The organism is Pseudonocardia xinjiangensis (genome assembly GCF_050948425.1).
GTDB classification, from domain to species: domain Bacteria; phylum Actinomycetota; class Actinomycetes; order Mycobacteriales; family Pseudonocardiaceae; genus Pseudonocardia; species Pseudonocardia xinjiangensis.
Genome location: NZ_CP192009.1, coordinates 3,104,927 through 3,131,382 on the forward strand (window position 1 = coordinate 3,104,927; position 26,456 = coordinate 3,131,382).

Annotated in this window: 23 protein-coding genes; 17 read left to right on the plus strand and 6 right to left on the minus strand. The window is 70.4% G+C overall.

Annotated features, from left to right (window positions below; all coding sequences use genetic code 11):
- Nucleotides 1–27: 27 nt before the first annotated feature.
- Nucleotides 28–573 (minus strand): TetR/AcrR family transcriptional regulator, encoded by a 546-nt coding sequence (locus ACQPZA_RS14745; RefSeq protein ID WP_169394573.1) that lies wholly within the window; start codon nucleotides 571–573, stop codon nucleotides 28–30.
- 75 nt (nucleotides 574–648) lie between these two features.
- On the opposite strand from ACQPZA_RS14745, the gene ACQPZA_RS14750 reads away from it, so the two are divergent.
- The 3 genes from ACQPZA_RS14750 to ACQPZA_RS14760 all read left to right on the plus strand — a co-directional run bounded on the left by ACQPZA_RS14750 (nucleotide 649) and on the right by ACQPZA_RS14760 (nucleotide 4,495).
- Nucleotides 649–1,698, plus strand: coding sequence for an aldo/keto reductase (locus tag ACQPZA_RS14750; RefSeq protein ID WP_433281408.1), 1,050 nt, complete (start codon nucleotides 649–651; stop codon nucleotides 1,696–1,698).
- A gap of 119 nt (nucleotides 1,699–1,817) precedes the next feature.
- Complete coding sequence (locus tag ACQPZA_RS14755) at nucleotides 1,818–3,467, plus strand: GMC family oxidoreductase (RefSeq protein ID WP_433282819.1); 1,650 nt, start codon at nucleotides 1,818–1,820, stop codon at nucleotides 3,465–3,467.
- 140 nt (nucleotides 3,468–3,607) lie between these two features.
- The gene (locus tag ACQPZA_RS14760) at nucleotides 3,608–4,495 is read left to right on the plus strand and encodes an NmrA family NAD(P)-binding protein (protein WP_433281411.1); all 888 of its coding nucleotides are present in this window, start codon (nucleotides 3,608–3,610) and stop codon (nucleotides 4,493–4,495) included.
- Here ACQPZA_RS14760 and ACQPZA_RS14765 read toward each other — a convergent pair.
- Nucleotides 4,492–5,448 (minus strand): LysR family transcriptional regulator, encoded by a 957-nt coding sequence (locus ACQPZA_RS14765; protein ID WP_433281414.1) that lies wholly within the window; start codon nucleotides 5,446–5,448, stop codon nucleotides 4,492–4,494. The genes ACQPZA_RS14760 and ACQPZA_RS14765 overlap by 4 nt on opposite strands.
- Before the next feature lie 137 nt (nucleotides 5,449–5,585).
- Here ACQPZA_RS14765 and ACQPZA_RS14770 point away from each other — a divergent pair, with 137 nt between their 5' ends.
- Nucleotides 5,586–6,218 carry a dihydrofolate reductase family protein gene (locus ACQPZA_RS14770; protein WP_433281417.1) on the plus strand — a complete coding sequence of 211 codons (633 nt, stop codon included), beginning with the start codon at nucleotides 5,586–5,588 and terminating at the stop codon, nucleotides 6,216–6,218.
- Nucleotides 6,219–6,273: 55 nt separating this feature from the next.
- Here the strand turns inward: ACQPZA_RS14770 and ACQPZA_RS14775 are convergent, their stop codons facing one another.
- Nucleotides 6,274–6,894 carry a TetR family transcriptional regulator gene (locus ACQPZA_RS14775; protein ID WP_433281419.1) on the minus strand — a complete coding sequence of 207 codons (621 nt, stop codon included), beginning with the start codon at nucleotides 6,892–6,894 and terminating at the stop codon, nucleotides 6,274–6,276.
- Between the two features lie 191 nt (nucleotides 6,895–7,085).
- Between ACQPZA_RS14775 and ACQPZA_RS14780 the strand changes: the two genes are divergently transcribed.
- Nucleotides 7,086–8,429 (plus strand): MFS transporter, encoded by a 1,344-nt coding sequence (locus ACQPZA_RS14780; protein WP_433281421.1) that lies wholly within the window; start codon nucleotides 7,086–7,088, stop codon nucleotides 8,427–8,429.
- A 373-nt stretch (nucleotides 8,430–8,802) separates the two neighbouring features.
- Complete coding sequence (locus tag ACQPZA_RS14785) at nucleotides 8,803–9,306, plus strand: hypothetical protein (RefSeq protein ID WP_433281423.1); 504 nt, start codon at nucleotides 8,803–8,805, stop codon at nucleotides 9,304–9,306.
- Nucleotides 9,307–9,359: 53 nt separating this feature from the next.
- On the opposite strand, the gene ACQPZA_RS14790 is transcribed toward ACQPZA_RS14785, so the two are convergent.
- A complete protein-coding gene (locus ACQPZA_RS14790; RefSeq protein ID WP_433281426.1) occupies nucleotides 9,360–10,136 on the minus strand; it encodes a GntR family transcriptional regulator in 777 nt (258 codons plus the stop codon).
- A gap of 64 nt (nucleotides 10,137–10,200) precedes the next feature.
- Here ACQPZA_RS14790 and ACQPZA_RS14795 point away from each other — a divergent pair, with 64 nt between their 5' ends.
- From ACQPZA_RS14795 to ACQPZA_RS14820, 6 genes are all read left to right on the plus strand, one after another.
- Complete coding sequence (locus ACQPZA_RS14795; RefSeq protein WP_433281428.1) at nucleotides 10,201–11,529, plus strand: D-tagatose-bisphosphate aldolase, class II, non-catalytic subunit; 1,329 nt, start codon at nucleotides 10,201–10,203, stop codon at nucleotides 11,527–11,529.
- A complete protein-coding gene (locus ACQPZA_RS14800; protein WP_433281430.1) occupies nucleotides 11,526–12,668 on the plus strand; it encodes an SIS domain-containing protein in 1,143 nt (380 codons plus the stop codon). Before ACQPZA_RS14795 ends, ACQPZA_RS14800 begins: the two co-directional genes overlap by 4 nt.
- Entirely contained in the window at nucleotides 12,652–13,686 is a 1,035-nt protein-coding gene (locus ACQPZA_RS14805; RefSeq protein WP_433281432.1) for an N-acetylglucosamine kinase, read from the plus strand. The genes ACQPZA_RS14800 and ACQPZA_RS14805 overlap by 17 nt, the downstream gene beginning before the upstream one ends.
- Complete coding sequence (locus ACQPZA_RS14810) at nucleotides 13,679–14,632, plus strand: DMT family transporter (protein WP_433281434.1); 954 nt, start codon at nucleotides 13,679–13,681, stop codon at nucleotides 14,630–14,632. The genes ACQPZA_RS14805 and ACQPZA_RS14810 overlap by 8 nt, the downstream gene beginning before the upstream one ends.
- Nucleotides 14,633–14,703: 71 nt before the next feature.
- Nucleotides 14,704–15,330 carry a ribonuclease H family protein gene (locus tag ACQPZA_RS14815; RefSeq protein ID WP_211174531.1) on the plus strand — a complete coding sequence of 209 codons (627 nt, stop codon included), beginning with the start codon at nucleotides 14,704–14,706 and terminating at the stop codon, nucleotides 15,328–15,330.
- Nucleotides 15,331–15,484: 154 nt separating this feature from the next.
- Entirely contained in the window at nucleotides 15,485–16,486 is a 1,002-nt protein-coding gene (locus ACQPZA_RS14820) for a LacI family DNA-binding transcriptional regulator (protein ID WP_433281435.1), read from the plus strand.
- 21 nt (nucleotides 16,487–16,507) lie between these two features.
- On the opposite strand, the gene ACQPZA_RS14825 is transcribed toward ACQPZA_RS14820, so the two are convergent.
- Nucleotides 16,508–18,046 carry an alpha-N-arabinofuranosidase gene (locus ACQPZA_RS14825; protein WP_433281438.1) on the minus strand — a complete coding sequence of 513 codons (1,539 nt, stop codon included), beginning with the start codon at nucleotides 18,044–18,046 and terminating at the stop codon, nucleotides 16,508–16,510.
- Nucleotides 18,047–18,241: 195 nt separating this feature from the next.
- Here ACQPZA_RS14825 and ACQPZA_RS14830 point away from each other — a divergent pair, with 195 nt between their 5' ends.
- From ACQPZA_RS14830 to ACQPZA_RS14845, 4 genes are all read left to right on the plus strand, one after another.
- Nucleotides 18,242–19,513 (plus strand): ABC transporter substrate-binding protein, encoded by a 1,272-nt coding sequence (locus ACQPZA_RS14830; protein WP_433281440.1) that lies wholly within the window; start codon nucleotides 18,242–18,244, stop codon nucleotides 19,511–19,513.
- Between the two features lie 31 nt (nucleotides 19,514–19,544).
- Nucleotides 19,545–20,504, plus strand: coding sequence for a carbohydrate ABC transporter permease (locus ACQPZA_RS14835; protein ID WP_433281442.1), 960 nt, complete (start codon nucleotides 19,545–19,547; stop codon nucleotides 20,502–20,504).
- Between the two features lie 73 nt (nucleotides 20,505–20,577).
- A complete protein-coding gene (locus ACQPZA_RS14840; protein WP_211174529.1) occupies nucleotides 20,578–21,483 on the plus strand; it encodes a carbohydrate ABC transporter permease in 906 nt (301 codons plus the stop codon).
- Nucleotides 21,480–23,777, plus strand: a complete 2,298-nt coding sequence (locus ACQPZA_RS14845; protein WP_433281444.1) for a glycosyl hydrolase family 95 catalytic domain-containing protein — start codon at nucleotides 21,480–21,482, stop codon at nucleotides 23,775–23,777. Before ACQPZA_RS14840 ends, ACQPZA_RS14845 begins: the two co-directional genes overlap by 4 nt.
- 11 nt (nucleotides 23,778–23,788) lie before the next feature.
- On the opposite strand, the gene ACQPZA_RS14850 is transcribed toward ACQPZA_RS14845, so the two are convergent.
- Entirely contained in the window at nucleotides 23,789–24,493 is a 705-nt protein-coding gene (locus ACQPZA_RS14850) for an alpha/beta hydrolase (protein WP_433281446.1), read from the minus strand.
- 430 nt (nucleotides 24,494–24,923) lie between these two features.
- Here ACQPZA_RS14850 and ACQPZA_RS14855 point away from each other — a divergent pair, with 430 nt between their 5' ends.
- Nucleotides 24,924–26,378 (plus strand): dihydrolipoyl dehydrogenase family protein, encoded by a 1,455-nt coding sequence (locus tag ACQPZA_RS14855; protein ID WP_433281448.1) that lies wholly within the window; start codon nucleotides 24,924–24,926, stop codon nucleotides 26,376–26,378.
- Nucleotides 26,379–26,456: the final 78 nt, after the last annotated feature.

Genomic DNA, 26,456 nt, shown 5'->3' on the forward strand with positions numbered 1-26,456 from the left:
CGTGCCCGTGCGTGACGCCGGGGGGGATCACGGCTGCTGCCGGCGCCTGCTGAGCCCGTCGAGGATCAGTCCGAGCATGGGCTGCGATCGGTCCTCCGGCCCCGATGCTGCCCGCCACAGGGCGCCGGTGAGCTGGAGGAAGTCGCGGGGATCCGCGTCGGCCCGGATGCTGCCGTCGCGTCGGCCTGCGTCGAGGAGCTGTGTGATGGCGGCGATCACCGGACCGTAGGTCTGCTCGGTGATCGACTGATGCGCGCCAGGGCTGAGCGCATCACCGAGACCGTGCTTCTTCCGCATGGCGTCCACCAGGTCGGTGGTCCAGCGCCGCAGCGCCTCCAGCGGGGACAGCGTGGCCAGCAGTCCTGGCACCGAGTCGATGAGCTGGTCGACCTCGAGTTGGTAGATGGCGAGGACGAGAGCCTCGCGAGTGGGGAAGTTCCGATACAGGGTGCCCGGCCCCACGTTGGCACGCTGGGCGATCTGGTTCATCGAGATGTCGCCGCTCTCGGCGAAGGCCTCGCGGGCGGCCGCCAGGATGCGGGCCCGATTCTCGCGTGCGTCCGAGCGAACCACGGCCGCCCCCTTTGCGTTCCGGAGAGTTCTCCACTACCGTAGGTGGAGAACTCTCCGGAACGATAGAGGAGCATCGTGCGCTACATCAAGCTCGGCAACACTGGTCTCGACATCTCGCCGATCGCCATCGGGGCGATGACGTACGGCGACCCCCACCGCGGCCACCCGGTCTGGTCGCTGGACGAGGAATCGAGCCGCCCGCTCGTCAAGCACGCCCTCGAGGCGGGCATCAACTTCTTCGACACCGCCAACCTGTATTCGTACGGCTCCAGCGAGGAGATCCTGGGCCGCGCGCTCAAGGACTTCGCGGACCGGGACGACGTCGTGATCGCCACCAAGCTGCGCCACCCGATGCGGCCGGGACCGAACGGGAAGGGCCTGTCCCGGAAGGCGATCATGGCCGAGGTCGACCACAGCCTGCGGCGGCTCGGCACGGACTACATCGACCTCTACCAGATTCACCGCAACGACCATGCCACGCCGCTCGAGGAGACCCTCGAAGCCCTGCACGATCTGGTCAAGGCAGGCAAGGTCCGTTATCTCGGCGCGTCCTCGATGCATGCCTGGGAGTTCGCCAAGGCCTTGCACCTGCAGAAGGAGCACGGCTGGGCGCGGTTCGTGTCGATGCAGGACCACTACAACCTGCTCGCCCGCGAGGAGGAGCGCGAGATGATCCCGCTTTGCCTCGATGAGGGAGTGAGCACGATCATCTGGAGCCCGCTCGCTCGCGGCCGGCTGGCTCGCCCGTGGGAGGCTGCGAAGGCGACCGCCCGGGCCGAGGCCGACGGCGGGTACGCGGACCTGCTCTACACCCCGCTCACCTCCGACAGCGACCGCGCGATCATCGATGCCGTCGGCGTGATCGCGGCCGGGCGTGGTGTCACCCGGGCCCAGGTCGCGCTGGCCTGGCTGCACAGCAAGCCGGTCGTCGCCGCTCCGCTCGTCGGCGCCAACACGACTGCCCAGATCGACGACGCCGTCGCGTCGCTGGAGATCGAACTCACCGACGACGAGCTCGCCGCCCTCGAACGGCCCTACACGCCCCGCCACGACTTCCAAGGCATCTCCGACGAAGCCGAGATGCAACAGATCCGCGAGCGGGTTCCGGGTTACGCGAACGCCTGAGGGCCTGCAGCACACGGGTCGGGCACGTCGCGTCAGTGGCGCCGCAGGCCGACGCGGACCCTCTCCGCCTGCCCGGCGGCTTTCACCCACTGCTTCTCGGAAGGACTCCGACTGTGCCCATGTCCGTGCCGTCGTCCACCGGCGTTCCGCCGGAACAGGACGGTCGTCCGTTCGACCACATCATCGTCGGCGGGGGAGCCGCCGGCAGCGTGCTTGCCGCCCGGCTGAGCGCCGATCCCGGCTGCCGGGTGCTCCTGCTGGAGGCGGGGCCGGCCGACGACGATCCCCGTATCGAGCCGCCGCACGGCCTGTTCGGAGGACTGTTGCGGGGGGAGCTCGACTGGAGCTACGACACGGTGGCGCAGGAGCAGCTGGGCGGGCGGACCGTTCCGATCTCCGCGGGCCGGGTCCTGGGCGGGGGTGGCTCCATCAACTACCAGGCCTGGTACCGCGGCCACCCGTTCGACTACGACGGCTGGGCGGCAAGTGGCATGACGGGCTGGAGCTGGGAGGAGGTCCTGCCCGCCTTCTGCCGCAGCGAGGACCACGAGCTGGGGGCATCTGCGCTGCACGGGGTCGGCGGCCCGATCCCGGTCACCACGCCCGAGGACGTCAGCCCGCTGTCGCTGGCCTTCATCGCGGCCGGGGTGGAGTACGGCCTACCGCTCAACCGGGACTTCAACGGCGACCGACTCGACGGAGTGGGCCTGCTCTACAGCAACGTCCGTGACGGCGAGCGCCACAGCGCCGCCAGAGCCTACCTGCGGCCGGCCGCGGACCGCCCCAATCTGGTTGTCCGGACGCGGGCGTTCGTGCGCCGGGTGCTCCTGGACGGTCGCCGGGCGACCGGCGTCAGGTACTCCGACGCGCTGGGGCAGTCGTTCGAGGTCCATGCCGACTCGGTGACCCTCGCGGCGGGCGCGTTGCGCACCCCGCAGCTGTTGATGCTGTCCGGTATCGGTCCCGCCGACCACCTGCGCGAGCACGGCATCGAGGTGATCGCACACGTCCCCGGGGTGGGCGCGAACCTCCAGGATCACCCCTCGGCGCTGATCAGCTGGCCGGTGGTCCGGGGGGCCACCTGGCTGGACGCGCTGAGCGACCGGAACCAGGCGCTCTACGCCGAGGAGCGCCGCGGGCCGCTGGCATCCATCGGGCAGGCCGGGGCGTTCCTGCGCTGCGGCGCCGGGGCCGAGGCACCCGACATCGAGCTGACGCCGATGCTGATCGACCTGCTGGGCAACAGCGTGCCGGGGTTCTCGTGCCTGGTGACGCTGCTGACGCCGGAGAGCCGTGGCAGCGTCCGGCTCGCCTCCACCGACCCGGAGGCCGCGCCCGTCATCGACGCCCGGTACCTGGAGAGCGCCACCGATCGCGCGGTGGTCGTCGAGGGGCTTCGCCGGACCCTGGAGCTGTGCGACAGCCCGATCATGCGTGCGCTGATCGGCCCGGCGTCCTTTCCGGCGTCGACCGACCACGCCTCACTGCTGGAATCGGCGCGCGCTTCTCTCATCTCGACCAACCACCCGGTCGGAACCTGCCGTGCGGGCATCGATGAGATGTCGGTCGTGGACCCCGCGCTGCAAGTCCATGGCGTGACCGGCCTGCGCGTCGTGGATGCCTCGATCATGCCGACGATCCCGCGCGGCAACACCCACGCCCCCTCCGTGATGATCGGCGAGCGCGCCGCCGAGCTCATCGGCAACGAACAGGGCCGTTCGCCCCGGCCGGCGCTTCCGTCGCCCTCCCCGGTCCCGGAGGGCAGCTGAGGGTCGCGCGCACGTCGACGTCCCTAGCCGCGACGCTGATAGAGTATGACCGTAATCCAATGACAATCCGGGGATCACGGTCGGCGGCGGCGCGCTGCCGGAAGGCCGGACAGTCACCCGTAGCGAGGGAAGAGGACGAGATGACCACGATCCTGGTCACCACTGCGAACGGTGCGACCGGCAGGCCGATGGTGGACCACCTGCTCGAGGCGGGCTTCACGGTCCGCGCCATGGTTCGCGCCGACGACCAGCGGGCACAGCGGCTGCGCGAGAAGGGCGCCGAGGTCGTCTTCGGCGACCTGCTCAGCTTCCGCGACGTCCGGGCCGCCCTGCAGGGCGTCCAGCGCGCCTACTTCAACTACCCGCTCGGCGCAGGTCTGGTGGAAGCCGCGGTCATGTTCGCGCAGGCTGCGCGCGAGCAGGATCTCGAGCTCATCGTGAACATGTCGCAGATTCAGTCCCGACCCCAGGCGCGCAGCAAGGCGACGCAGAGCCACTGGCTGTCCGAGCAGGTCTTCGACTGGTCCGGCGTCCCCACCACCCAACTGAGAGTCACGTTCTTCATGCAGTGGCTGCTCTACACCTCCGGGCTGATCCGCCACGGCCGCTACGTCATGCCCTTCGACGGAGACAGCCGCTTCGCCCCGATCGCCGCCCGTGACATCGCCCTGACCGCTGCCAACATCTTCGCCTCCCCCGAGAAGCACGGTGGGCGGGTCTACACCCTCACCGGCTCCGTGGAGTACAGCCACACGGAGCTCGCCGCCGAGGTGAGCCGGGTCCTGGGCACGGACCTGCCCTTCGAGCAGGTCACCGCAACGGAGTTCCTGGAGCTGATCGGCCAGAAGCGGGAGAGCGCCGTGCTCCAGCACTTCGAGGCCGCCGCCATCGACCTGCAGGAGGGCCGTCTGGCGGGGGTCACCGACGCAGCCCCGAGCATCAACGGGCAGCGGCCCACGACGGTGGAGGCATTCGTCAACGGGTATCGGGCCCTGTTCGAGACGGACTACGCGCAGGCGGAGAACTAGGTCCGCTCCGCAACCGTCGCCGCTGCGGGCCCCAGCGGCCGTGGGTGGCCGGCCGCCATGGCTGTGCCTGCCGGCGGGGCGTCGCCGACCGATGCCGCGGCTTCGGCGAGCGCGGCCAGGAGCGCGGTGGTGGCGGGTGGGTCGGGTGGTTCGCCGTAGGTGGCCGCGTAGATGTGTTGGAGCGATCCGGGTAGCTCGCTCGCCACGATGCCTGTCGCGCGGTGGGCGCGCAGGGCCAGCCCGGGGCTGGTCGTCACGCCCAGGCCGGCGGCGACGAGCGCCTGCATCACGACCATGTCGTCGGAGGTGTAGCCGATCCGGGGCTCGAACCCTTCCTCGGCACACATCGACAGGAGGTGGCGGCGGCACCGGGCGCAGCCGGCGATCCAGGTGGCGTCGCGCAGCGTGGACAGCGTCTGCCCGGGGCGGGTGGACAGCACGTACAGCGGGTCGTCGAGCAGGTGGTGCAGGCGGACGTTCTCCGGTTCGGGTTCCGTGTCGTGGTAGCGGAAGATGATCGCGACGTCGATCTTGCCGGTGCGCAGCAGTTCCAGTGCCTCGGGTGGCTGCGTGTCGGTCAGGCCGATCTGCAGGCCGGGGTGTCTGTCGGTCAGCACTGCCACCGCCCGCGGGATGAGCGAGCCGATCACGGACGAGAAGCTGGCCAAGCGGACCCGCCCGGCGCTCAGTCCGACGTGCGCGGACAGTTCGGCGTCGGCGGCGTCGATCCGCCCGAGGATCTCGGACGCCCGGGAGGCCAGCAGCTGCCCGGCGGAGGTGAGCCGAACCCCGCGGCCCGCCCGTTGCAGCAGCTGCGCGCCGGTCTCGGCCTCGAGCCTGGCGAGGTGGTGGCTGACCGTGGGCTGCGTGTAGTGCAGCTCCTTCGCCGCCGCGGTGACCGATCCGAGCCGGGCGAGCGCGTCGATGACACGCAGTCTGGTGACGTCCAGCATGCATCGACCCTATCTATGGAACTGCATGAGGATCGCCATTGGACGTATGGGTCGATTCGACGCACGCTTCCACCGCGTGAGCCCGATCGGGACCGCACGAGGAACCGGCATCCCCGTCCACCGGAGGAACAGCAGTCATGTCACTCGCCCGCGTCCATAACTTCGCCATCTCGCTCGACGGTTTCGGCACCGGTGAGGGTCAGAGCGCCGAGGCGCATTTCGGTCACGCCGGGGACCGGCTGCACGAGTGGATGTTCGCCACCCGGTGGTGGCAGCCCGGCGGTAGCGGCGGCGTGGACGACGCCTTCGTCCGGCAGCACGATCCGGGGATCGGCGCCGAGATCATGGGTGCCGGGAAGTGGGGCCACCCCGGATGGCACGAGGACCCGGAGTGGAAGGGTGCGTGGGGCCCCAACCCGCCGTTCCACACACCGGTCTTCGTCCTCACCCATCACCCGCGCCCATCGATCGAGATGGAAGGCGGCACGACCTTCCATTTCATCGACGCTTCGCCCGCCGAAGCGCTCGAGACTGCCCGCGAGGCTGCGGGCGGCAAGGACGTACGCATCGGCGGAGGTCCCACCGTGGTTCGCGACTTCCTTGCCGCCGGGCTCGTCGACCACCTGCACACGGCGGTGGTCCCGATCCTGCTCGGCCGCGGCGTGCGCCTGTGGGACGGGCTGGAAGGCCTCGAGAAGCACTACGAGGTCGAAGCCACCCCTTCGCCCAGTGGAGTCACGCATGTGACGTTCACTCGCGCGGGCGTCTGAACCCGCCCCCACCGAGAACCCGGGGGGTCACTGACGCTCCCGACCGATCCGACGGTCAGCCGGCGAGGCCGACGACGAGCAGGTCGACGATCCGACCGGCCAGGTCGTGCAGTTCGTCGCCGGTCTGGCCGTCGATCCGGCGGAACCACATGTCGACGGCGTTGAGGTTGCTCAGCAGGGTCCTGGTGGCGAGGGTGGGGTCCACCCCGCGCAACGAGCCGTCGTCGATCCCCTCGGTCACGACGCGGCGGAACATCTGCTCGTAGTCGTTGCGGAGCCGGTTCAGGTCCAGCAGGGCGTCGCGCTGACGGGGCTTGAGCGCGGTCATCGCCTCGCCGCGCACCGCCTGGTGGACGACGTGGTGGTAGGCGAGGTCCTCCATCAGGTTGAGCAGGTGGGCGACCGACATGGCGACGAGCCGGTCGCGACCGGCGCCGGGGCCCTCGGCGTGCGGCTCGACGCGTTCCCGGACACGGCGCATGCCCTCCCCGTACACGGCGAGGAAGATGTCGAACTTCGACCGGAAGTGGTAGTAGACAAGGCCCTTCGTGGCCCCCACCTCGTGCGCGATGTCGTCGATCGTGGTGGTGGCGAACCCGCTGCGCATGAACGCCTCCGCCGCGGCGTCGAGGATCCTGCTCCGTGCGCTGGCCTCGACCTCGGGGCTCGTGCCCACCGGCTCCTCCTCGCTCGCACCCGGGCATCCCCGCGTGCCTCGCTTGCAGCGGTTGACACTCCGTGACGACGACTTTACCGTGATACTCGGTAGTATTGCTGGTGGTTGGCCCAATTGCGCGACGGCTGCACCGGCAGCACCTTGGCAGTGCGCCCCCGGATCCACATCGACGTCGAAGCCGGAGCCACCCGATGACGAGCGCGACAGACCTGCTGCACGAACTCGCGACGAAGAAGGCCATGGCGCGGCTGCTGCCGGTGCTCGCCATCGCGTACTTCATGTCCTACGTCGACCGGACGAACGTCGCCCTCGCGAAGACGGCCCTGGAGGCCGACATCGGGCTCAGCGCGGCCGCGTACGGGCTGGGCGCGGGCCTGTTCTTCGTGAGCTACGCCCTGCTCGAGGTGCCGAGCAACCTCGTCCTCTACCGGATCGGAGCACGGCTGTGGATCACCCGCATCGCCGTGACGTGGGGTGCGGTCTCCGCCGCGATGATGTTCGTGCAGAACGAGCTGTCGTTCTACGTCCTGCGCGTGCTGCTCGGCGCCGCCGAGGCGGGCCTGTTCCCGGCCATGATGTACATGGTCACGCTGTGGTTCTCGCAGAAGCACCGCGGCATGGTGGTGGGCCTGATCTACACCGCGCCCTGCCTCGGGATCTTCCTCGGATCCCCGATGGGCGGGGCGCTGATGGAGCTCGAAGGGGTCGGTGGCCTGCACGGATGGCAGTGGATGTTCCTCGTCGAGGGGATCGTCACGATGCTCGTCGGTGTGCTGGTCTGGTTCCTCCTGCCCGGGCGGCCCGCGGACGCGAAATGGCTCACGAAGGACGAGGCCGCCGTACTCACGGAACGGGCGGTGGGACACGAGGAACAGCCCCGGACCCATCTGCGCGGGAACCTGCGCTACGCGTTCGGTCGGCCGGTCGTGGTCCTGCTGGCCGCGATCTACTTCATCAACCAGGCGATCAGCTCGGGCATCGGGTTCAACTTCCCGGCGCTGGTGCAGTCGCTCGGCATCCAGAGCCCTTTCCTCATCGGGGTCGTGGCCGGTGGCGGTGGCCTCACCGGACTCGCGGGAGTGCTGTTCTTCCCGTGGCTCCAACGACGTGTCGGCCGCGAGATCACCCTCATCGGCGTGTGCGCCGGCGCCGGACTGCTCATCCTGGTGAGCTTCATCCTCTCCACGAGCGTGGGGTTGAGCATCACCCTGATCTACGTCGCCAACTTCTTCGCACTGGGCACCCTGCCGCTGTTCTGGGTGGTCGCCATGTCACGCATGTCGGGCCTGATGGCGGCGGCCGGCCTCGCCTTCATCAACATGATCGGAATCGTCGGCGGGTTCGTCGGCCCCTTCGTCTACGGCCTCATCGAGAGCGCCACCGACAGCCTGATGGCGCCGTACTACACGATTGCGGTCGCGTCCCTGGTCGGCCTCGCGCTGGTACCGCTGCTGGGGCTGATCATCCGTCGCGAGAAGGAACAGGAGAGGACCGGCCGGCAACCGGGGGAACCGTCCGTGCAGACACCCGCGTAGCCGGCGCCCGGCTGCGGTGCGGTCAGCTGGTCTGACGGCTACACCTCGGAGCCGCGGGGCAGGCCGGCTCACCGACCTCACCCACACCGTCGAGGTCCTCGGCACCTGCTCGTCCTGCTGATGCACCGCGCCGATCCGGCCCGGTGAAGCACTGCTCACGGTCAGGCCCTTGCGGCGCACGCGCGATTCCCCGACCGCGCCACATCGCGCGCCACCGGCCGGGCGGGATTGCGTTTTCAGCGTGTTCACAGCTCGACCGGCCCACACTTGCGAGCAGCTCTTGTCCGAACTTCTGTCGTACGACGGCGGGAGCTGGAAGCTGTCCGCCGGCGTGGTCGGGCCCAGATGACGCAGCGCGGATTCGATTGACGGGATGATCAGCATGGACGTTCGTTTGACCGTGTTCAATCTCATCTTCCGGGACGCCATGCTGAGAGAGCTTCTCATGAATTACGCAGACCGTGTCGACGGTGCTACTCAAGGGAAGACGGCTGCTCCGACCTGCTTCGTTGCCCTGAAGTGGACCAGAAATGACACATGGACCGGTCCTGCGGAATCACAGCTGCTGACTGTGCACGTGCACATGCCTCGCGATCGGCCGATGAGTGAGCAAGTGTATCTGGACATCGTCGTCCAACGGCTCAGGGCAGCATTGTCGATGGGAGGGGAAAGCAAACAGCTCGCGGTCCGATACAGGGGGACGTCCCGTGAAGCAATGGACAGTGGCGGTGACACCGTGTTCAAGGTGAGCACGTTCGAGATCTCGCCTGCGGCTGCGCGGCGGAGAGAACACCTTCTCCTCGCGCTGTCGCCGTGGACCTGCTTCTCCGACCGCCGTCGGATCGGGTCGGAATGTGACTTCCTCAGCCTGAACTGATCACTTCGCTGCCGAACCGGACGATCACGCCGACCCGTGCGGCGACGTCCGACCTACATGATGGAGGCGCGGAACTGGTAGCGGTCGCCCCGGTATGCCTGGTCGGTGAGTTCCAGCGGGTGGCCGTGCTGACTGTAGGTGAGCTGGCGCGCCATCAGGACGGGGACGGAGGTCCCGTCGAGCTCCAGGACGCGACGTTCCTGCCGGTTGGGGGGTCGCGCCTCCACCGCGTACTCGGCGCGACGGGGGATCTGTGGCGGGTCGGCGACCAGGAGGGTCGCGTACAGCGACTTCTGCGTGAAGTCGGTGTCGGGCAGTGCCGGGCAGAGGGCGAGCGGCAGCCGGTTGTGCTCGAGCACGACGACCATGTCGTTGAGGAAGCGCAGCCGCCGCATCTCGAACAGGTCCTCGCCGGGCGCGATCCGCAGCCGCTGTGCTTCCTGCACCGTGCAGGGACGGACGCGCGACATCAGCACCTTGGCGCTGGTCGGGATGCGGTGTTTGCGGGCGTAGTCGGCGAACCCTTCGACGTGTGCGGTGGCGGTCGCCGTCGTCATCTCACCGGCGACGAACCAGCCACGGGAGGCCGCGGCCTGTACCGCGCCACGCTCGGCGAGCAGCGCCAGCGCGGACCGCAACGTCACCCGGGAGACGTGGTAGCGGTCGGTGAGGACCCGCTCCGACGGAAGGCGGTCGCCGCTGCGGGCACCGCCGGCCCGCAGGTCGTCCCACAGCTGCCCGGCGACCCGTTCGTAGAGCGGGACCGAGTTCGGGTCGAGGGCACCGCGGGGGAGCTCCAGCGGGCGGAGACCGCGGGACACGCTAGGCATACCAGTACGATACCAGTATAGGTTTCATTGCAGACCGATATGCGCATACATAGCGTCTCCCGGCATGTTCGAACCGCCCACTCCAGGCTCTTCTCAGCCCGCGCAGGTGCTCCGTGACCGGCTGATCCGGAACCGGGCCGGCGAGCCGGTCGGGGTGACGTCCGTCTGCTCGGCACACCCGCTGGTGATCGAGGCGGCCGCTCTGCAGGCCGTGGACGACGGCGGTCTGCTGCTGGTCGAGGCCACGTCCAACCAGGTGGACCAGTACGGCGGCTACACCGGCATGCGACCCGCCGACTTCGCCGCGCTGGTACACCGGACCGCCGAGCGGGTGGCCCTGCCGCTGGACCGGGTCGTGCTCGGCGGCGACCATCTGGGCCCGAACCGGTGGCGTGACCTGGGACCGGACGAGGCGATGGAACGCGCGGAGGCCCTCGTCGCCGCCTACGTCCGTGCGGGATACGTCAAGATCCACCTGGACTGCAGCATGGCGTGCGCAGGCGACCCGGTCCCACTGCCCGGCGTACTCGTGGCGGAGCGGGCCGCCCGGCTGGCTCGCGTCGCCGAGAAGGCCGTCGGCGAGCGAGAGAACCCGGTAGACCTCGTCTACGTGATCGGCACCGAGGTACCCGTCCCCGGCGGCGCGCAGGAGACCATCGACGCGCTCGCCCCCACCACCCCCGAGTCCGCACGCGCGACCGTGGCCGAGCACCAGGCGGCGTTCACCGAGGCCGGCGCCGCGACGGCGTGGGAGCAGGTGATCGCGCTCGTGGTCCAGCCGGGCGTCGAGTTCGACCACGTCCGGGTCGTCGACTACGAGCGCGCCGCGGCTCGGCAGCTCAGCAGTGCCATCGCCGAGTTCCCGGGTCTCGTGTTCGAGGCGCACTCCACCGACTACCAGACCCGGACCGCGCTGGCCGACCTGGTGCGCGACAGCTGGGCGGTGCTCAAGGTGGGGCCGGGACTGACGTTCGCGCTGCGGGAGGCGCTGTTCGGGCTGGCGGCGATCGAGGACGAGCTGGTCGCCGAGGCCGACCGGTCGGACCTCGGGACCGCCCTCGAGGCCGCGATGCTGACCGACCCGACGTGGTGGACCGGCTACTACGAGGGCGATCCCGACCAGCAGCGGCTGGCTCGCCGCTACAGCTACAGCGACCGGTCCCGCTACTACTGGCCCGACCCGGCGGTGGCCCTGGCAGTGGAGCGGCTGTTCCGCAACCTCGACATGACCGGCATCCCGATGCCCATGCTCAGCCAGTACCTGCCCGAGCAGTACCGGCGCGTGCGTCTCGGCGAGCTCCCCGCCCAGGCCCGTGCGCTCGTCATCGACCACGTCCGCGACGTGCTGCGCGACTACGCGTACGCCTGCGGTGAGGAGGAAGCCTCCGCATGACCGGCACGGACCCCGCCGCCGACGCCGCAGATCTGTGGACCGCACGGGAGATCGCGCAGCAGCCGGCCGCCTGGCGCGAGCTGGCCGGTTCCCTCGGCGGCCGCCGGCAGGAGATCGAGGACTTCCTCGGGCCGCTACTGGCCCGCGACGACCTCCGGATCGTGCTCACCGGTGCCGGCACGTCGGCGTTCGCGGGCCAGATCCTCGCGCCCGGGCTGGCCCGGACCCTCCACCGCCGGGTGGACGCGGTCGCCACGACCGACATCGTGAGCAACCCGCATGACCATTTCGCCGCGGACGTACCCACGCTGCTCGTCTCGTTCGCCCGCTCCGGGGACAGCCCCGAGTCCCTCGCCGCGGTCGGGCTCGCCGACACGGTGCTGACCGACTGCCGGCATCTGGTCCTGACCTGCAACCCGGAGGGCGGGCTGTACCGGACCCTTAGCGGGCCCGAGCGGCAGCGGGCGGGTCGGAGCCTGGTGTTGCTGATGCCGCCGGGCACCAACGACCAGGGGTTCGCGATGACGTCGAGCGTCACCAGCATGATGCTCGCCGCCCTGATGGTCCTCGGGGGCTGCCGCGACATCGACCAGCTGGCGGACGCGGCCGCAGCCGTTCTGCCCGACCTGGAGAAGCGGGCCCGCGCGCTGGCCGAGGAGCGGTCGGACCGGTTCGTCTACCTCGGCAGCGGCCCGCTCACCGGACTGGCCCGCGAGTCCGCGCTGAAGCTGCTCGAGCTGACCGCCGGCCGCGTCGTGAGCTACTTCGACTCGTCACTGGGGTTCCGGCACGGGCCCAAGTCGGTGCTCACCGACACGACGGTCGTGGTCGTGTACCTGTCCAACGACCCGTACACGCGCCGCTACGACCTCGACATCGTCCGGGAGCTCCGCGCGACGCTGCCCGAAGAGCGCGTGATCTCCATCGGCTGCCGTGACGACGCCGGGGAGGAGACCTGGTCGTTCCCTGCGCTGGGCCACCTCGCCGACGCCACCGTCGCGCCGGTGCTCCTGCTGGCCGCGCAACACGTCGCGCTGGCGCAGTCGCGGGCGCTGGGTCTCGACCCCGACAACCCCTTCCCGGCCCGAGAGGTCAACCGGGTCGTGAACGGAGTCACCATCCATGCGCTCGACCAGTGACTCGACGCGACCGTCCACCGGCCCCGACGTGTTCCTCGGTGTCGACGGTGGGGGCACCAAGACCGTCTTCGCGCTGCTGGACGGCGACGGCAAGCTCCTCGCCACCGCACTGGCGCCCAGCTGCTACTACTTCGGGCAGAGCATCGACCTCGTCGAGGAGGTGATCCGCAGCGGCGTCGCATCCGTCTGCGACGAAGCCGTCCTCACGACCGACCGGATCACCTACGCGTTCCTCGCGCTCCCCGGCTACGGCGAGGTCAGCAGCGACATCGAGACCTTGGACGCGATCCCGGCCCGGGTCCTCGGCCATCGGCGGTACGGCTGCGACAACGACATGGTCGCCGGCTGGGCGGGGTCGTTGGGGGCGGTGGACGGCGTCAACGTCATCGCCGGGACCGGGTCCATGACCTACGGCGAACACGGCGGGCGCAAGCTGCGCGTCGGCGGGTGGGGCGAGCTGTTCGACGACGAGGGGTCGGCCTACTGGATCGCGATCCGCGGGCTGAGCGCGTTCGCGAAGATGTCCGACGGGCGGCTGGCCGGCGGCCCGTTGCGGGAGCGGCTGGCCTCCCACCTGCGGCTCGCCGCCGACCTGGACCTGGTCGATGTGGTCGTCAACCGCTGGCGGGGCGACCGCGCGAAGGTCGCGTCCCTCGCGCGCGTGGTCACCGCGGCCGCCGCCGACGGCGACGAGGTCTGCGTGGAGATCCTCCACGAGGCCGGCCGGGTGCTGGCGGATCTGGTCACGGCCACCATCGCCCGGCTCGACTACGCACCCGGCGACGTGGTGCCGGTGTCGTGGTCGGGTGGCGTCTTCGCGTCCGGCGAGGTCCGCGCCGCTTTCCACGAGCACCTCGCCGACTCTCCGGTCGACCTGCGCGAGCCGCTCCTGCCCCCGGTGCTCGGAGCCGCGCTGTACGCGGCACGGCTGGCCGGCCGGCCGTTGAGCGCCACGGTCGTCGACGGGCTGCACGCGTACGCAAGCACCTTGCCCCAAGGAGGAGGCAGTGATGAGTGACCGCGCATCCACGTCGACCGGCGGAGCCACCCGCGTCGGCGGTACCCGGTGGATCCCGTACGCCGGGCTGTTGGTGCTGTTCTGGGGCGTGTGGGGAGCGTTCTCCGGCACCCCGACGTCGCTGTACGGCTACCCCAACGAGATGGTGTACATCCTCTGGGCGTTCACCATGCTCATCCCGGCGTACTTCGCCATGCGCGGCCGTACGTTCGACCGGCGACCCGTTGCCGCCGGTTACGGCCTCGTCGTCGGTCTCACGGGCGCAGGTGGCCAGCTGGTGCTGTTCAAGGCCCTCACCATCGGACCGGCCTACCTGATCTTCCCGCTCATCTCGATCTCCCCGGCCATCACCGTGCTGATGGCGGTGGTCATCCTGCGCGAACGGATCCGCGGACTGGCGACCATCGGCGTCGTCGCGGCACTGGGGTCCATCGTCCTGTTCAGCGTCACCAGCGGGTCCGGCGACGCCGCCGGTGGCCCGTGGCTGATCCTGGCCCTGATCGTCATGGTCGCCTGGGGTGTCCAGGCCTACTACATGAAGAAGGCCGCCAACGCCGGTGTGAACGACGCGACGACGTTCGCCTGGATGACGGTCAGCGGCCTGCTCCTCGTCCCGGTCGCCTGGATCATGATGGGTGCGTTCCCCAGCGACGCTCCGTGGCAGGCGCCCGCCCTGACGCTGGGCACCCAGCTGCTCAACGCCGTCGGCGCGCTGTTCCTCGTCATGGCGCTGTCCCGGGGCAAGGCGACCATCGTCGCGCCGGTGACGAACGCGCTCGCGCCCGTGCTCACGAGCGTGCTCTCGCTCATCGTCTACCGGACCACGCCATCGGTCTACGGGCTCATCGGCATCGTCCTCGCCATCGGCGGGTCCACCCTCATGGTCTATGCCGACGAGTCGACCGGTGACAGCTCGCCGGCTACATCTCCGGCCGTCCCGACGTAGCCGCCCTCCGGACGGGCCGCCGGGACGGGCGACGGGCCCGGAGGCCCCTCACTAGGCTGGCCGGCGTGCCGATGACCGCCAAGTACGCCACCACCTGCAAGGTCTGCTCGTCCCGCATCAGCCCCGGCGAGGAGATCGGCCGGTCCGGCACGGCCTGGGCACACGCTGCCTGTGCCACGCCGGAGGCGGGCGGCGCGGCGGCCGCCGCGGCACCGAGGGCGACGGCGGCCCGGCCGAAGCGCACCACCCAGCGGCCGGACATGCCCGCCGCCGAGGGGGCGCTGGAGGTGTGGACCGACGGGGCGTGCTCGGGCAACCCCGGGCCGGGCGGCTGGGCGTGGGCCACCCGGGACGGGCGGCAGGGCAGCGGCGGGGAGAACCCCACCACCAACCAGCGCATGGAGATCCGGGCCGCGCTGGAGGCGGTGCGCGCGCTGCCCGGGCCACTGGTCGTCGTCAGCGACTCCACCTACGTCGTGAACTGCTTCCGCGACGCCTGGTGGCGAGGGTGGCTCGACCGGGGCTGGGTCACCAGCGCCCGCAAGCCGGTCGTCAGCCGGGACCTGTGGGAGCCGTTGGTCACGCTCGTCAACGAGCGCGGCGACGTGTCGTTCCGCTGGGTGAAGGGCCATTCGGGCGACGAGATGAACGACCTGGTGGATGCGCTGGCCGTGGAACAGACCCGCGCCCTCGCCTGAGCGGCACCCGCCGCTGCCCGGGCTCCCTCGTCCTGCCCGGAGCCGGTGAGGAGACGGCGCACGGTCGACCGGCGTGGATGCGTAATCTCTGCCGCACGGTCGGGCGAGAAGGTGGAGAGTGGACGGAGTCGCACGTCGGCGGAGTGGGGTGACCATGACCGACGTCGCCCGCCGCGCCGGGGTGTCCACGATGACCGTCTCGAACGTGATCAACGGGCGCGTGCAGCGGGTGAGCGAGTCGACGCGGCTTCGGGTGCTGGCGGTGATCTCAGAACTCGGGTACCAGGTCAACCTGACGGCCCGGAACCTGCGGATGGGGCGGACCGGGGCGGTCGGGTTGGCCGTGCCGAGCTTCGCGCCCGGGTACTACGCCCAGCTCGCCGAGCGGCTGGCGGATCGGTTCGCGGCGCACGGGATGCGGCTGGCGGTGGAGAAGACGGGCGCAAGTCGGGTGGCCGAGCTGGACGCCCTCACGGCGCCGCGGTTGAGCGGCTACGACGGGTTCGTGCTCAGCGTCGTCGCGGGAGAGGTGGCCGACCTCGACCGGCTCAGCCTGGACACGCCGGTCGTGCTGATCGGTGAGAAGGCGGTGCCGGCACGGTTCGACCACGTCCTCATGGACAACGTCGGAGGCGCCCGGATGGCGACCGAGCTTCTCATCCGCACCGGCTCGCAGCGGATCGTGTTGCTCGCCGGCGCCGGTGAGCAGGACGAGACCATGCCGGGCCTGCGGACCCGCGGATACCGGAACGCCCACGCGGCCACCGGCACGGCGGTCCGCGACGAGCTGATCGTCTCCTGCGGGTTCAGCGTTCACCACGGCTACGCCGCGGTGCGGGACCTGGTCGGCCGGGGTGTCCCGTTCGACGCGGTCTTCGCTCTCACCGACTCGGCGGCGATCGGTGCGTTGCGCGCGCTGGCCGACACCGGCCGCCGGGTCCCGGAGGACGTCCAGGTGATCGGCTTCGACAACCTCGACGACAGCAGGTTCACCGTTCCCGGGCTCACCACGGTCGAGCCCGGGAACGACGAGATGGCGGACGCGATCTGTGCGCTGCTGATGGAGCGGATCGACGCGCCGTCGGCGGGCGGGGCGGCCCGGGTGGTCATGCCGGAACCCCGGATCGTCGAGCGCGAGTCCACCCGCAGTACCTGACGCCGGTCACCGGCCCGGCGGTCAGGCCAGGTCCAGCTCGACCGTGGTGAACGAGTGTGGCGCCAGCACCGCCACCAGCTCGGCGGCCCCCAGCGCTCCGGGGCGCAGCGTGACCGCGAGGTCGGCCGGTGCCACGGCGTCCGGTGCCGCCGTCGTGTTGTGGCGCTGGGGCTCGTCGGCCGTGAGGATCCGCGCCCGGGCGGCCGTCACCGCCCGGCCGCGCAGGTCGAGGCGCACGGTCGTGTCGGTGTCGAGCGCGAGGTTGCTCAGCGAGACCAGTACCTTGCCGTCCTTCGTGCTGGCGGAGACCGACAGCGGGTCGAGCCCGTCGTCGCCGACCGTTACCGCTGCCGGCTTCTCGACCAGGTGCACCGGTACCGATGCCGCGTCCTGGTGGCCCTTGTTCATCGCGAACACGTGGTAGGTCGGGGTGAGCACGAGGCCGCCGTCGTCGTCGGTGAGGATCATCGCCTGCAGCACGTTGACGGTCTGGGCGATGTTCGCCATCCGCAGCCGGGCGGCGTGCCTGTGGAAGATGTCGAAGTGCAGGCTCGCGACCAGCGCGTCGCGCAGGGTGTTCTGCTGGTACAGGAAGCGCGGGTTGGTGCCGGGCTCGGCCTCCCACCAGGTGCCCCACTCGTCGCACACCAGCCCGACCCGGCGCTGCGGGTCGTAGGCGTCCATCACCGCGCTGTGGCCGGCGATCACGCGGTCGATATCGGCCGCCTTGACCATCGTCCGGTAGTACTGCTCATCGGTGAACTCGGTGGCCGAGCCCTTGGAGATCCCGTCGCCGGCGAACGAGTAGTAGTGGAACGAGACGGCTTGGAAGATGCCGCGGGGCCGGCTCGTGCAGCCGAGGCAGCTCACGGCCTTCATCAGGGCCTCGGTCCAGGCGAGGTCGTCGTCCGCGGCGCCGGCGGCGATCCGGTACAGCTCATTGCCGTCGTGGTTGTGCAGGAAGGTCGCGTAGCGGCTGGCGAGGTCGGCGTAGGTGTCGGCGCGCATGTGCCCGCCGCAGCCCCAGGCCTCGTTCCCGATCCCCCAGAACGGGACCTTCCACGGCTCGTCCCGGCCGTTGGCCTTGCGCAGCCGGACCATCGGCGAGTCGCCGTCGCGGGTGAGGTACTCGACCCACTCGCTCATCTCCTGGACGGTCCCGGAGCCGACGTTGCCGTTGACGTAGGGCTCGGCGCCCACGAGCTCGCACAGCGCCATGAACTCGTGGGTGCCGAAGTGGTTGTTCTCCTCGACGTCGCCCCACAGCGAGTTGACCATGACCGGACGGTCCTGCTTCGGGCCGACGCCGTCGCGCCAGTGGTAGGCGTCGGCGAAGCAGCCACCCGGCCAGCGCAGGTTGGGGATGTCCAGTGCGCGCAGGGCCTGGACGACGTCGAGCCGCAGGCCGCCCTCGTTGGGGATCGGTGAGTCCTCGCCCACCCAGAACCCGCCGTAGATGCAGCGGCCGAGGTGCTCGGCGAAGTGGCCGTACAGGTGCTTGCTGATGGTCGGACCGGTGACGTCGAGGTCGATCACTGCGCGGGCGGTCGACGGGGGCATCGGCATCCTTACTCGGTCGACGAGGCGCATCGAGTGTCGGTAACTGACAGGTCTCAGAACCGAAACTTTCGAGCGCGACGTCACTCTTCTGGGTAGGTTTGACGTTATACTGTGTCGCCCATTACATTCGCCGCGCGTCTCGACGGCAACATCGCCCTATCCAGTGTCGAAACTTTCGAACGGAGACACACCGCCGTGAAACTCCGCTCCAGCCTGCTCGTGCTGCTCGCAGCAGCCGCACTCGCAGCGACCACAGCCTGCTCCCCGGGCTCCGCATCCGGGGGTGGTGGGGATTCGAAGTCGTTCGAGTTCTGGTCGTTCAGCGGGATCGACCAGCAGCACGACGTCGACATCTACCAACGCAGCCACCCCGACATCCAGGTCAAGCTGACCGAGGTCGGCAGCACGACGGAGACCGCGCAGGCGCTGGCCACGGCCCTCGCCGGCGGGAAGGTTCCCGACCTGGTGCTCATCCAGGGCGACGACATGCCCAAGTTCGTGCAGCAGCCGCAGAACTTCCTCGACCTGCGTGAGCGCGGCGCCGACCAGATGAAGGGTGACTATCTGGACTGGGTGATGGAGCAGGCCACGGCGGAAGACGGACAGATCATCGGGATCCCCACCGATGTCGGCGGCATGGCCGTCGTCTACCGCACGGACCTGTTCGCCGCGGCCGGCCTGCCCACCGACCGGGAGTCGGTCTCCAAGCTGTGGCCGACGTGGGACGCCTTCATCGAGACCGGCAAGAAGTACGTGGCCGCGACCGGCAAGCCGTTCGTCGACAACGCGCCGACCAGCGTGTTCTACCAGGCCGTCAACCAGGTCTCGCAGAAGTACTACGACGACGCGGGCAACCTGATCTACGACAAGAACCCCGAGGTCAAGGCGGCGTTCGACACCACGCTCAAGGCACTCGAGGCCGGCATCTCGGCCAAGATCTCCTTCGGCGCCGACGCCTGGAATGCCGCGCTGCCCCGCGGCGACTTCGCGGTCGTGTCCGCGCCGGCGTGGATGCTGGACCAGATCCGCCGGGCGGCGCCCGACACGAGCGGCAAGTGGGACGTCGCGACGATCCCCGGCGGCGCGGGCAACTGGGGCGGCAGCTACCTGGCGGTTCCGGCCCGCGCGCAGAACCCCGAGGCGGCCTGGAACTACATCAAGGAGATGCAGTCGCCGCAGCGCCAGCTCGAGCACTTCCTCGACGTCGGGTCCCTGCCGACCACGCCCGCCGTCTACAACGACCCGAAGCTCACCGGCCAGGCCGACCCGTTCTTCTCCGGCGCGCCGACCGGGCAGATCTACACCCAGGCCGTGCTGGGGCTCAAGCCGTTCCACATGGGGCCCGACACCGCCACCATCGGCTCGGAGTTCCTCAACGCCCTCACCAACGTCGAGCAGGGGTCGGGCAACCCCGCCACGGCCTGGGACGACGCCGTGAACAACATCCGCACGGCGATCGGGAAGTAACCACGATGCGCCGCCACCGTGGGTGGGTCCCGTGACCGCGACCCTGTCGGCCAAGCAGGCTCCGTCCCCCGGCGCGCCCAAGCGCGCCGGGGGGTGGGCCCTCCCGTTCCGCGAGCGGATCGCGCCGTACGCCTACATCGCGCCGTTCTTCCTGATCTTCGGGGTGTTCGGGCTCGTCCCGTTCCTGGCCACGTTCTACATCGCGTTGTTCGAGTGGAACCCGATCGGCGACCAGACCTTCACCGGCGTCGACAACTTCACCCGGATGCTCGCCGACCCGCGGTTCTGGAACGCGACGAGCAACACGATCCGGATCTGGCTGCTGTCGACCATCCCGCAGCTGGCGATCGCGCTGGTGCTGGCGCACGTGCTCAACCACGCCCGGCTGCGGGCCGCGGTGTTCTTCCGGATGGCGATCCTGGTCCCCTTCATCACCTCGGTGGCGGCCACCGCGATCGTCTTCGCGCAGATGTTCGACCGCGACTACGGCCTGCTGAACTGGCTGCTCGGACTGGTCGGGATCTCCTCGATCGACTTCGTGCAGTCCGTGTGGGGCAGCCACCTCATGATCGCCGTGATGGTCGCGTGGCGCTGGTGCGGCTACAACACCCTGCTGTACCTGGCGGCGCTGCAGGCGGTGCCGCGCGACGTCTACGAGGCGGCGGCGATCGACGGCGCCGGCGGGTGGCGGCAGTTCCGCCACATCACCGTCCCGGCGCTGCGGCCGATCATCATCTTCACGATCGTCACCTCGACGATCGGCGGGCTGCAGATCTTCACCGAGCCCCTGCTGGTCGCCCGCACGACCAACCTCACCTGCGGCGCGGTGCGGCAGTGTCAGACGCTCACGCTGTTCCTCTACGAGCAGGGCTTCGGCCGGTACGAGTTCGGCTACGGGTCGGCGATCGGCGTCGCGCTGTTCGTGATGATCATCCTGATCGCCGCGGTCAACTACCTGCTCTCCAGCCGGATCCGAGGAGAGGGACGATGAGCGAGCGGCAGCGAGCGAGTCATGGGCACAGTGCGTCCGCGAAGCGGTCGCCCGAGCGCCTGCGAGGGCGGCGATGAGCGACACGACAGCCGCGACCACGATCGGCGCCACGCTGACCGGCGCGCCGCCCGCGGCCAGGAGCAGCCGGTCGGGCGGCCGCATGGGACGCGTCCGGTGGTGGACCTACCTGCTGCTGGGCGTCGCCGCGTTCGGTTCGGTGTTCCCGCTGTACTGGATGTTCATCGTCGCGTCGACCGACTCGGCCACCGCCACGCAGATGCCGCCGGAGATCCTGCCCGGCGAGAACTTCTTCCGGCTGGCCGGCCTCGTCTTCGACACGGTCCCGTTCCTGCAGTCGATCATCAACAGCCTGGTCATCGCCACCACGATCGGCGTCGGGCAGGCGGTGCTCTGCGCGCTGGGCGGCTTCGCGTTCGCGAAGCTGCGCTTCCGCGGCAGGGACGCGCTGTTCCTCGTCGTCGTGCTCACGATGACGGTGCCGACGCAGCTCGCCGTCATCCCGAAGTACATGATCGTCTCCTGGTTGGGGTGGGTCGACACGCTGCAGGCGGTGGCCGTGCCGGGGTTGGCCAGCGCGTTCGGCATCTTCTGGATGCGCCAGCACATCGTGACGACCCTCAACGACGAGCTGATCCAGGCCGCGCGCATCGACGGGGCGAGCACCTGGCAGATCTTCTGGCGCATCGCCTTCCCGATCGTCCGGCCTGCGGCGTTCGTGCTCGGCCTGTTCGGCTTCGTGGAGGCCTGGAACGACTTCCTCTGGCCGTTCATCGTGCTGAAGTCGCCGGAGCGGTTCACCGCCCAGATCGCCATCAAGGCGCTGCAGAACAGCTTCGACATCGACCTCGGCCTGGCCATGGCCGGCTCGTTCCTGGCCACGCTCCCGCTGCTGGTGCTGTTCGTGTTCGTCGGGCGCAAGATGGTCAACGGCATCCTGGACGGGGCCTTCAAGGGGTGAGCACGCGCCGCGAAGGGCCGCGCCACGGCATCCACGACACGGCCCCCGCGGCGCGGTGGGAGGACGGGTTCCTCTCCGGGAACGGGGAGTGCGGCCTGATTGCACTCGGCGACCCCGCCGCCGAGCGGCTGATCGTCAACCACCACCGTTTCGTGCTGCCGAACGGATCGCGCGGGATGGCGCCGCCTGCGGTCGCCGACCGGCTCGACGAGGTGCGCGACCTCGTACTCGCCGGCGATGCGAAGGCTGCGCAGCGAGCCTTCTCCGACGGCAGGCGGCTGGCCTGGACCCAACCGTTCCACCCCGGCTTCGTGGTCGAGCTGGACCGGGCGAACCCGGCTCCGGTGCGCGACTATCGGAGGGAGACCGACTTCCGAACGGGCGAGGTGAGCGCAGCCTGGACCGACATCGCCGGCGCGTGGCGGAGCCGGGCCTTCGTCTCCCGCGCGGACCGGGTGCTGGTGTACGAGCTCGCCGGGCCCGCGCTCGATCTGGCGGTGCGGCTCTCGGGGGATCTACCGGGGCGGCCCGCCGGTGTCGGGTACTCCTGCGTGGTCGAGGTCGGAGACGCACAAGAGGTCCTGATCACGCTCCGGGGCACCTACCCGGCCGGTCCCGGGGCGTACGGGTTCACCGGTGTCACCCGGCTCGTCACGGTCGATGGGCCGGTCGGCCGGGACGGCGACCGCGCTGTCGTGCGCGGAGCATCCCGGCTCCTGCTGGTGACGGTGCTGGACCGGGCGGACGGGCCACCGGACGAGCGGCTCCTGCGGGAACGGTTGCACGTGCTCCCGGCCGAGTACGAGCAGCTGCTGAGCCGGCACACCGCTCTGCACACCGCGATGTACGACCGCGTGGAGCTGGACCTCGGCGTCTCGCCGACGGAGCGAGCGCAGCCGGTGGGGGAGCTGCTCGCGGCGCAGGCCCGGGATCCGGGTGTGAGCCCGGCACTGCTCGAGGTCATGTTCCATGCCGGGCGCTACACGCTGATCAGCTCCAGCGGCGTGCTGCCGCCGCGGCTGACCGGACTGTGGCTGGGGGAGTGGGACGCGGCCTGGTCGGGGGACTTCACGACCGACGCCAACCTGAACCTGCAGCTGGCCGCGGCCAGCACGACCGCGCTGCCCGAGGTGGTGGCGAGCCTGCGCGCGCTGATCGCCGACCAGATCGCCGACTGGCGGGAGAACGCGCGCGTGGTGTTCGGAGCGCGCGGCGTGCTCGCCCCGAGCCGCACCGACGGCGAGCACGGGCGGCTGTTCCACCTCGACGCGCAGTGGCCGTGGGCGATGTGGGTCGCAGGCGCCGACTGGCTGCTGTTCCCCTTGCTGGAGCACTGGCAGGTCACCGGCGACGACGAGTTCCTGGCCGGGCCGCTGGCGCCGTGGCTGGTCGAAGCGGCCCTGTTCTTCGAGGACTTCCTGGCCCGCGAGGACGAGCACGGCTCGCTGGTGCTCGTCCCGTCGTACTCGCCGGAGGTGGGCCCGGCCGGCCGCGCCGGGGCGGCCGCGGTGAACGCCACGATGGACATCGCGGCTGCCCGGCACGCGCTGTCCGCTGCCGTCGAGGCGTGCGCCCGGCTCGGCATCGAGGAGGCGGCCGCAGCACGCTGGCAGACCCTCCTGAAGCGGCTGCCGGAGTACGTGGTGGACGAGCACGGCGCGCTCGCCGAGTGGGCCTGGCCGGGGCTGACCACCCCGGACGACCACCGGCACGTCAGCCACCTGTACCCGGTCTGGCCGCTGCACGAGATCACCCCGGACACCACGCCCGAGCTGGCGGCGGCAGCGCACCGCGCGCTCGTGCGCCGCGGCGACGAGAACCTCTCGGCACACGGGAGCCTGCACCGGGCCCTGTGCGCGGCCCGGCTGAAGGCCCCCGACCTCGTCGAGGCGAACCTGGCCAAGATCCTCGGCAACGACATGGTGTTCCGGTCCTTGATGACCTCGCACAACCCCGGGTTGCAGACCTACAACGCCGACGCCGCGCACGCGATCCCGGCAGTGCTCGTCGAGGCGCTGGTCGACTCCCGCCCGGGGGTGGTGGAGCTGTTCCCCGCGCTGCCTCCGCGATGGGCGCGGGGGCGGATCAGGGGGGTCCGCTGCCGGAACCGCGTCACCGTCGACGAGCTGGCGTGGGACCTGGACCGATCGACGGGATGCATCGTTCTGAGCTCCGACGTGGACGTGACGGTGTCGCTGCGGTGCTCGCGGGCTCGCGGGCCGATCAGCCGTGGCGAGCCGGTACCGATGGCGGCGGGGGAGCCGGTTCGCCTGGAGCTCGACCTCGACGGCTGAGGCTGCGGCCGTCAGTTCTGCGACAGACCCCGAGCGGCGGTGTCGACCGCCTCGAGGAGCAGATCCGTGACGACGGACGGGGCGGTCACGAGGGGCATGTGATCGCCGCCGTGCTTGCGCACCGTCGCACCCATCCGCTCGGCCATGAAGCGCTGTGTCTCGGCCGGGATCATGCGGTCGTCCTCGGCGAGCAGGTACCAGCTCGGGCGGTCCTTCCAGAGCGGGCGTCCGACCGCGGCGGTGATGCACTCGGGCGAGATCGGCCGCTGGACGGCCTCCAGCAGGGCCCGGTCCTCTGCGGACGCGTTCTGGGCGAAGGCCGCGGGAAAGGCCTCAGCGGGCAGCCAGAGCAGGCCGTGTGCGTCGGGTTCCAGAGTGGGCGCGTCCGGGTGGGGGGTGGTCCGGTAGAACACGTCGGCAACGGTCTCCCCTTCGTCCGGCGCGAGCGCCGCGATGTAGACCAACGCCTTCACGTTGGCCGCACGGGTGGATCCGATCACTCCGCCGGCGTAGGCGTGCGCGGCCAGCACGACGGGTCCGCCGACGCGCTCCAGGGTGCGATCCAGCGCCGCAACGTCGTCCTGGAGTGTGGTCAGCGGCAGTGACGCGGCAGCGGCTCGTACCCCGGCGGCCCACAGACCCGTGATCACCCTGCTCCAGCTCGAGCCGTCCGCCCATGCCCCGTGGGCCAGGACAACGGTCACGTCAGAAGACATCTCCACTCCTTTCTGCGGCCGGAACCGTCCTGGCCTCCAGCGGGATTCACCTGGTGTCCGCAATGGCCAATTCCGGCAATACTTGCACCCTACGCCAATCATTCGTGATGAAGACGCCAGCCGAAGCGCCCGGGCATGAGCATCTTCGATCGAATTCCGCGGAATTCCGAATGGCTCGAGTTGCCGGCGGCGCCAGGAGAGGCACGCCGTTTCGGGTTCCTCCCGCCGTCCAGGTCTGCACCGACCCGGGGCACAGACCCGGGGTGTTCGGCTAGGGCGTTCCCGGATGCGACCGGGCCGGCCCGCCGCAACGCTGGCAGCACGCAAGGTGCGCCTCGCGGTCCGCCGTGCCACGGCCACAGCAGCCGGGCGTGCGGACGCGTCCGATCAGAGGCCACCCGTCCGCGACATGCAGAAAACAGGAGTCACCATGCCCGATCGTTCCCGTGCAGTATCGGCGTCCGACAGCTACGACGTGGTCGTCCTCGGGGCCGGCCCGGTCGGTCAGACCGTCGCCGGGCGTTCTCGTGCCCACGGCCTGAGTGTCGCCCTTGTCGAGCGGGAGCTGGTGGGCGGCGAGTGCTCCTACTGGGGGTGCATTCCCAGCAAGGCGATGCTGCGGCCGGTCATCGCGGTCTCGGATGCCCGCCGGGTCGACGGGGCCCGGGAGGCGGTCACCGGGCAGGTCGACGCGGGTGCGGTGTTCCGCCGTCGCGACCGGTATGTGACCGGGTGGGACGACAGCGGGCAGGCCGACGGGCTCGCCGGCATGGGGATCGACGTGATCCGCGGCCATGGGCGGATCGAGGGTGCGCGGCGCGTCGTCGTCGCCACTGCCGACGACGAGCAGCGGGTGCTCACCGCGCGGCATGCGGTGGTCGTGTGCACCGGCAGCACGGCCGCGTTGCCGGATCTGCCCGGTATCGCCGAGGCGCATGCCTGGACCAACCGGAGGGCTACCGACAGCAGCGATGCCCCGCGCCGGCTGGCGATCGTCGGGGACGGCGGGGTGGCAGTGGAGATGGCGACCGCCTGGCAGGGGCTGGGCTCGTCGGTCACGCTGCTCTCGCGCCTGCATGCGCTCCTGCCGCGGTTGGAGGCGTTCGCCGGGGAGATGGTGGCCGACGGGCTGAAGGAGGCCGGGGTCGATGTCCGCACCGGTGTCTCGGTCATCGAGCTGCACCGGCCCGCTGCGGCAGGGCCGGTCACCCTCGTGCTGGACGACGGCAGCGAGGTCACTGCTGACGAGGTGTTGTTCGCCGTCGGGCGGGAGCCGCTCACCGGGGACATCGGCTTGGAAACCGTGGGGCTCGCTCCCGGGTCGTGGCTCGACGTCGACGACAGCTGCCAGGTCCGCGGCGTCGACGACGGCTGGCTCTACGCCGCGGGCGATGTCAACCACCGGGCACTGCTGACCCATCAGGGCAAGTACCAGGCTCGCATGATCGGCAACCTGATCGGAGCGCGCGCTGCGGGGCAACCGGTGGACACCTCGCCGTGGGGCGCGCATGTCGCCACCGCCGACATCGATGCCGTGCCGCAGGTGTTCTTCTGCGACCCGGAGGCAGCGAGCGTCGGGCTGACCACCGACCAGGCGCAACGCGCCGGGCACCGGGTCCGGGCCGTCGACGTCGACCTCGAGCGGGTGCCGGGCGCCCTCCTGTTCGCCGACGGTTACCGCGGCCGGGCCCGCATCGTCGTCGACCTCGATCACGAGTACCTGCTGGGCGCCACGTTCGTCGGGCCGGGCATGGCCGAGCTTCTGCATTCGGCGACCGTCGCCGTGGCGGGTCGGGTACCGATCGACCGGCTCTGGCACGTCGTGCCCTGTTTCCCGACCATCAGCGAAGTCTGGCTGCGCCTGCTCGAGGCCTACCGGGGCTAGCTGTACTCGGCCAGGACGTTGGTGGCAGATCGGTTGTCGTGACACGCGGACGGGGTTGTTGAACGAGGGAGAGCCTCC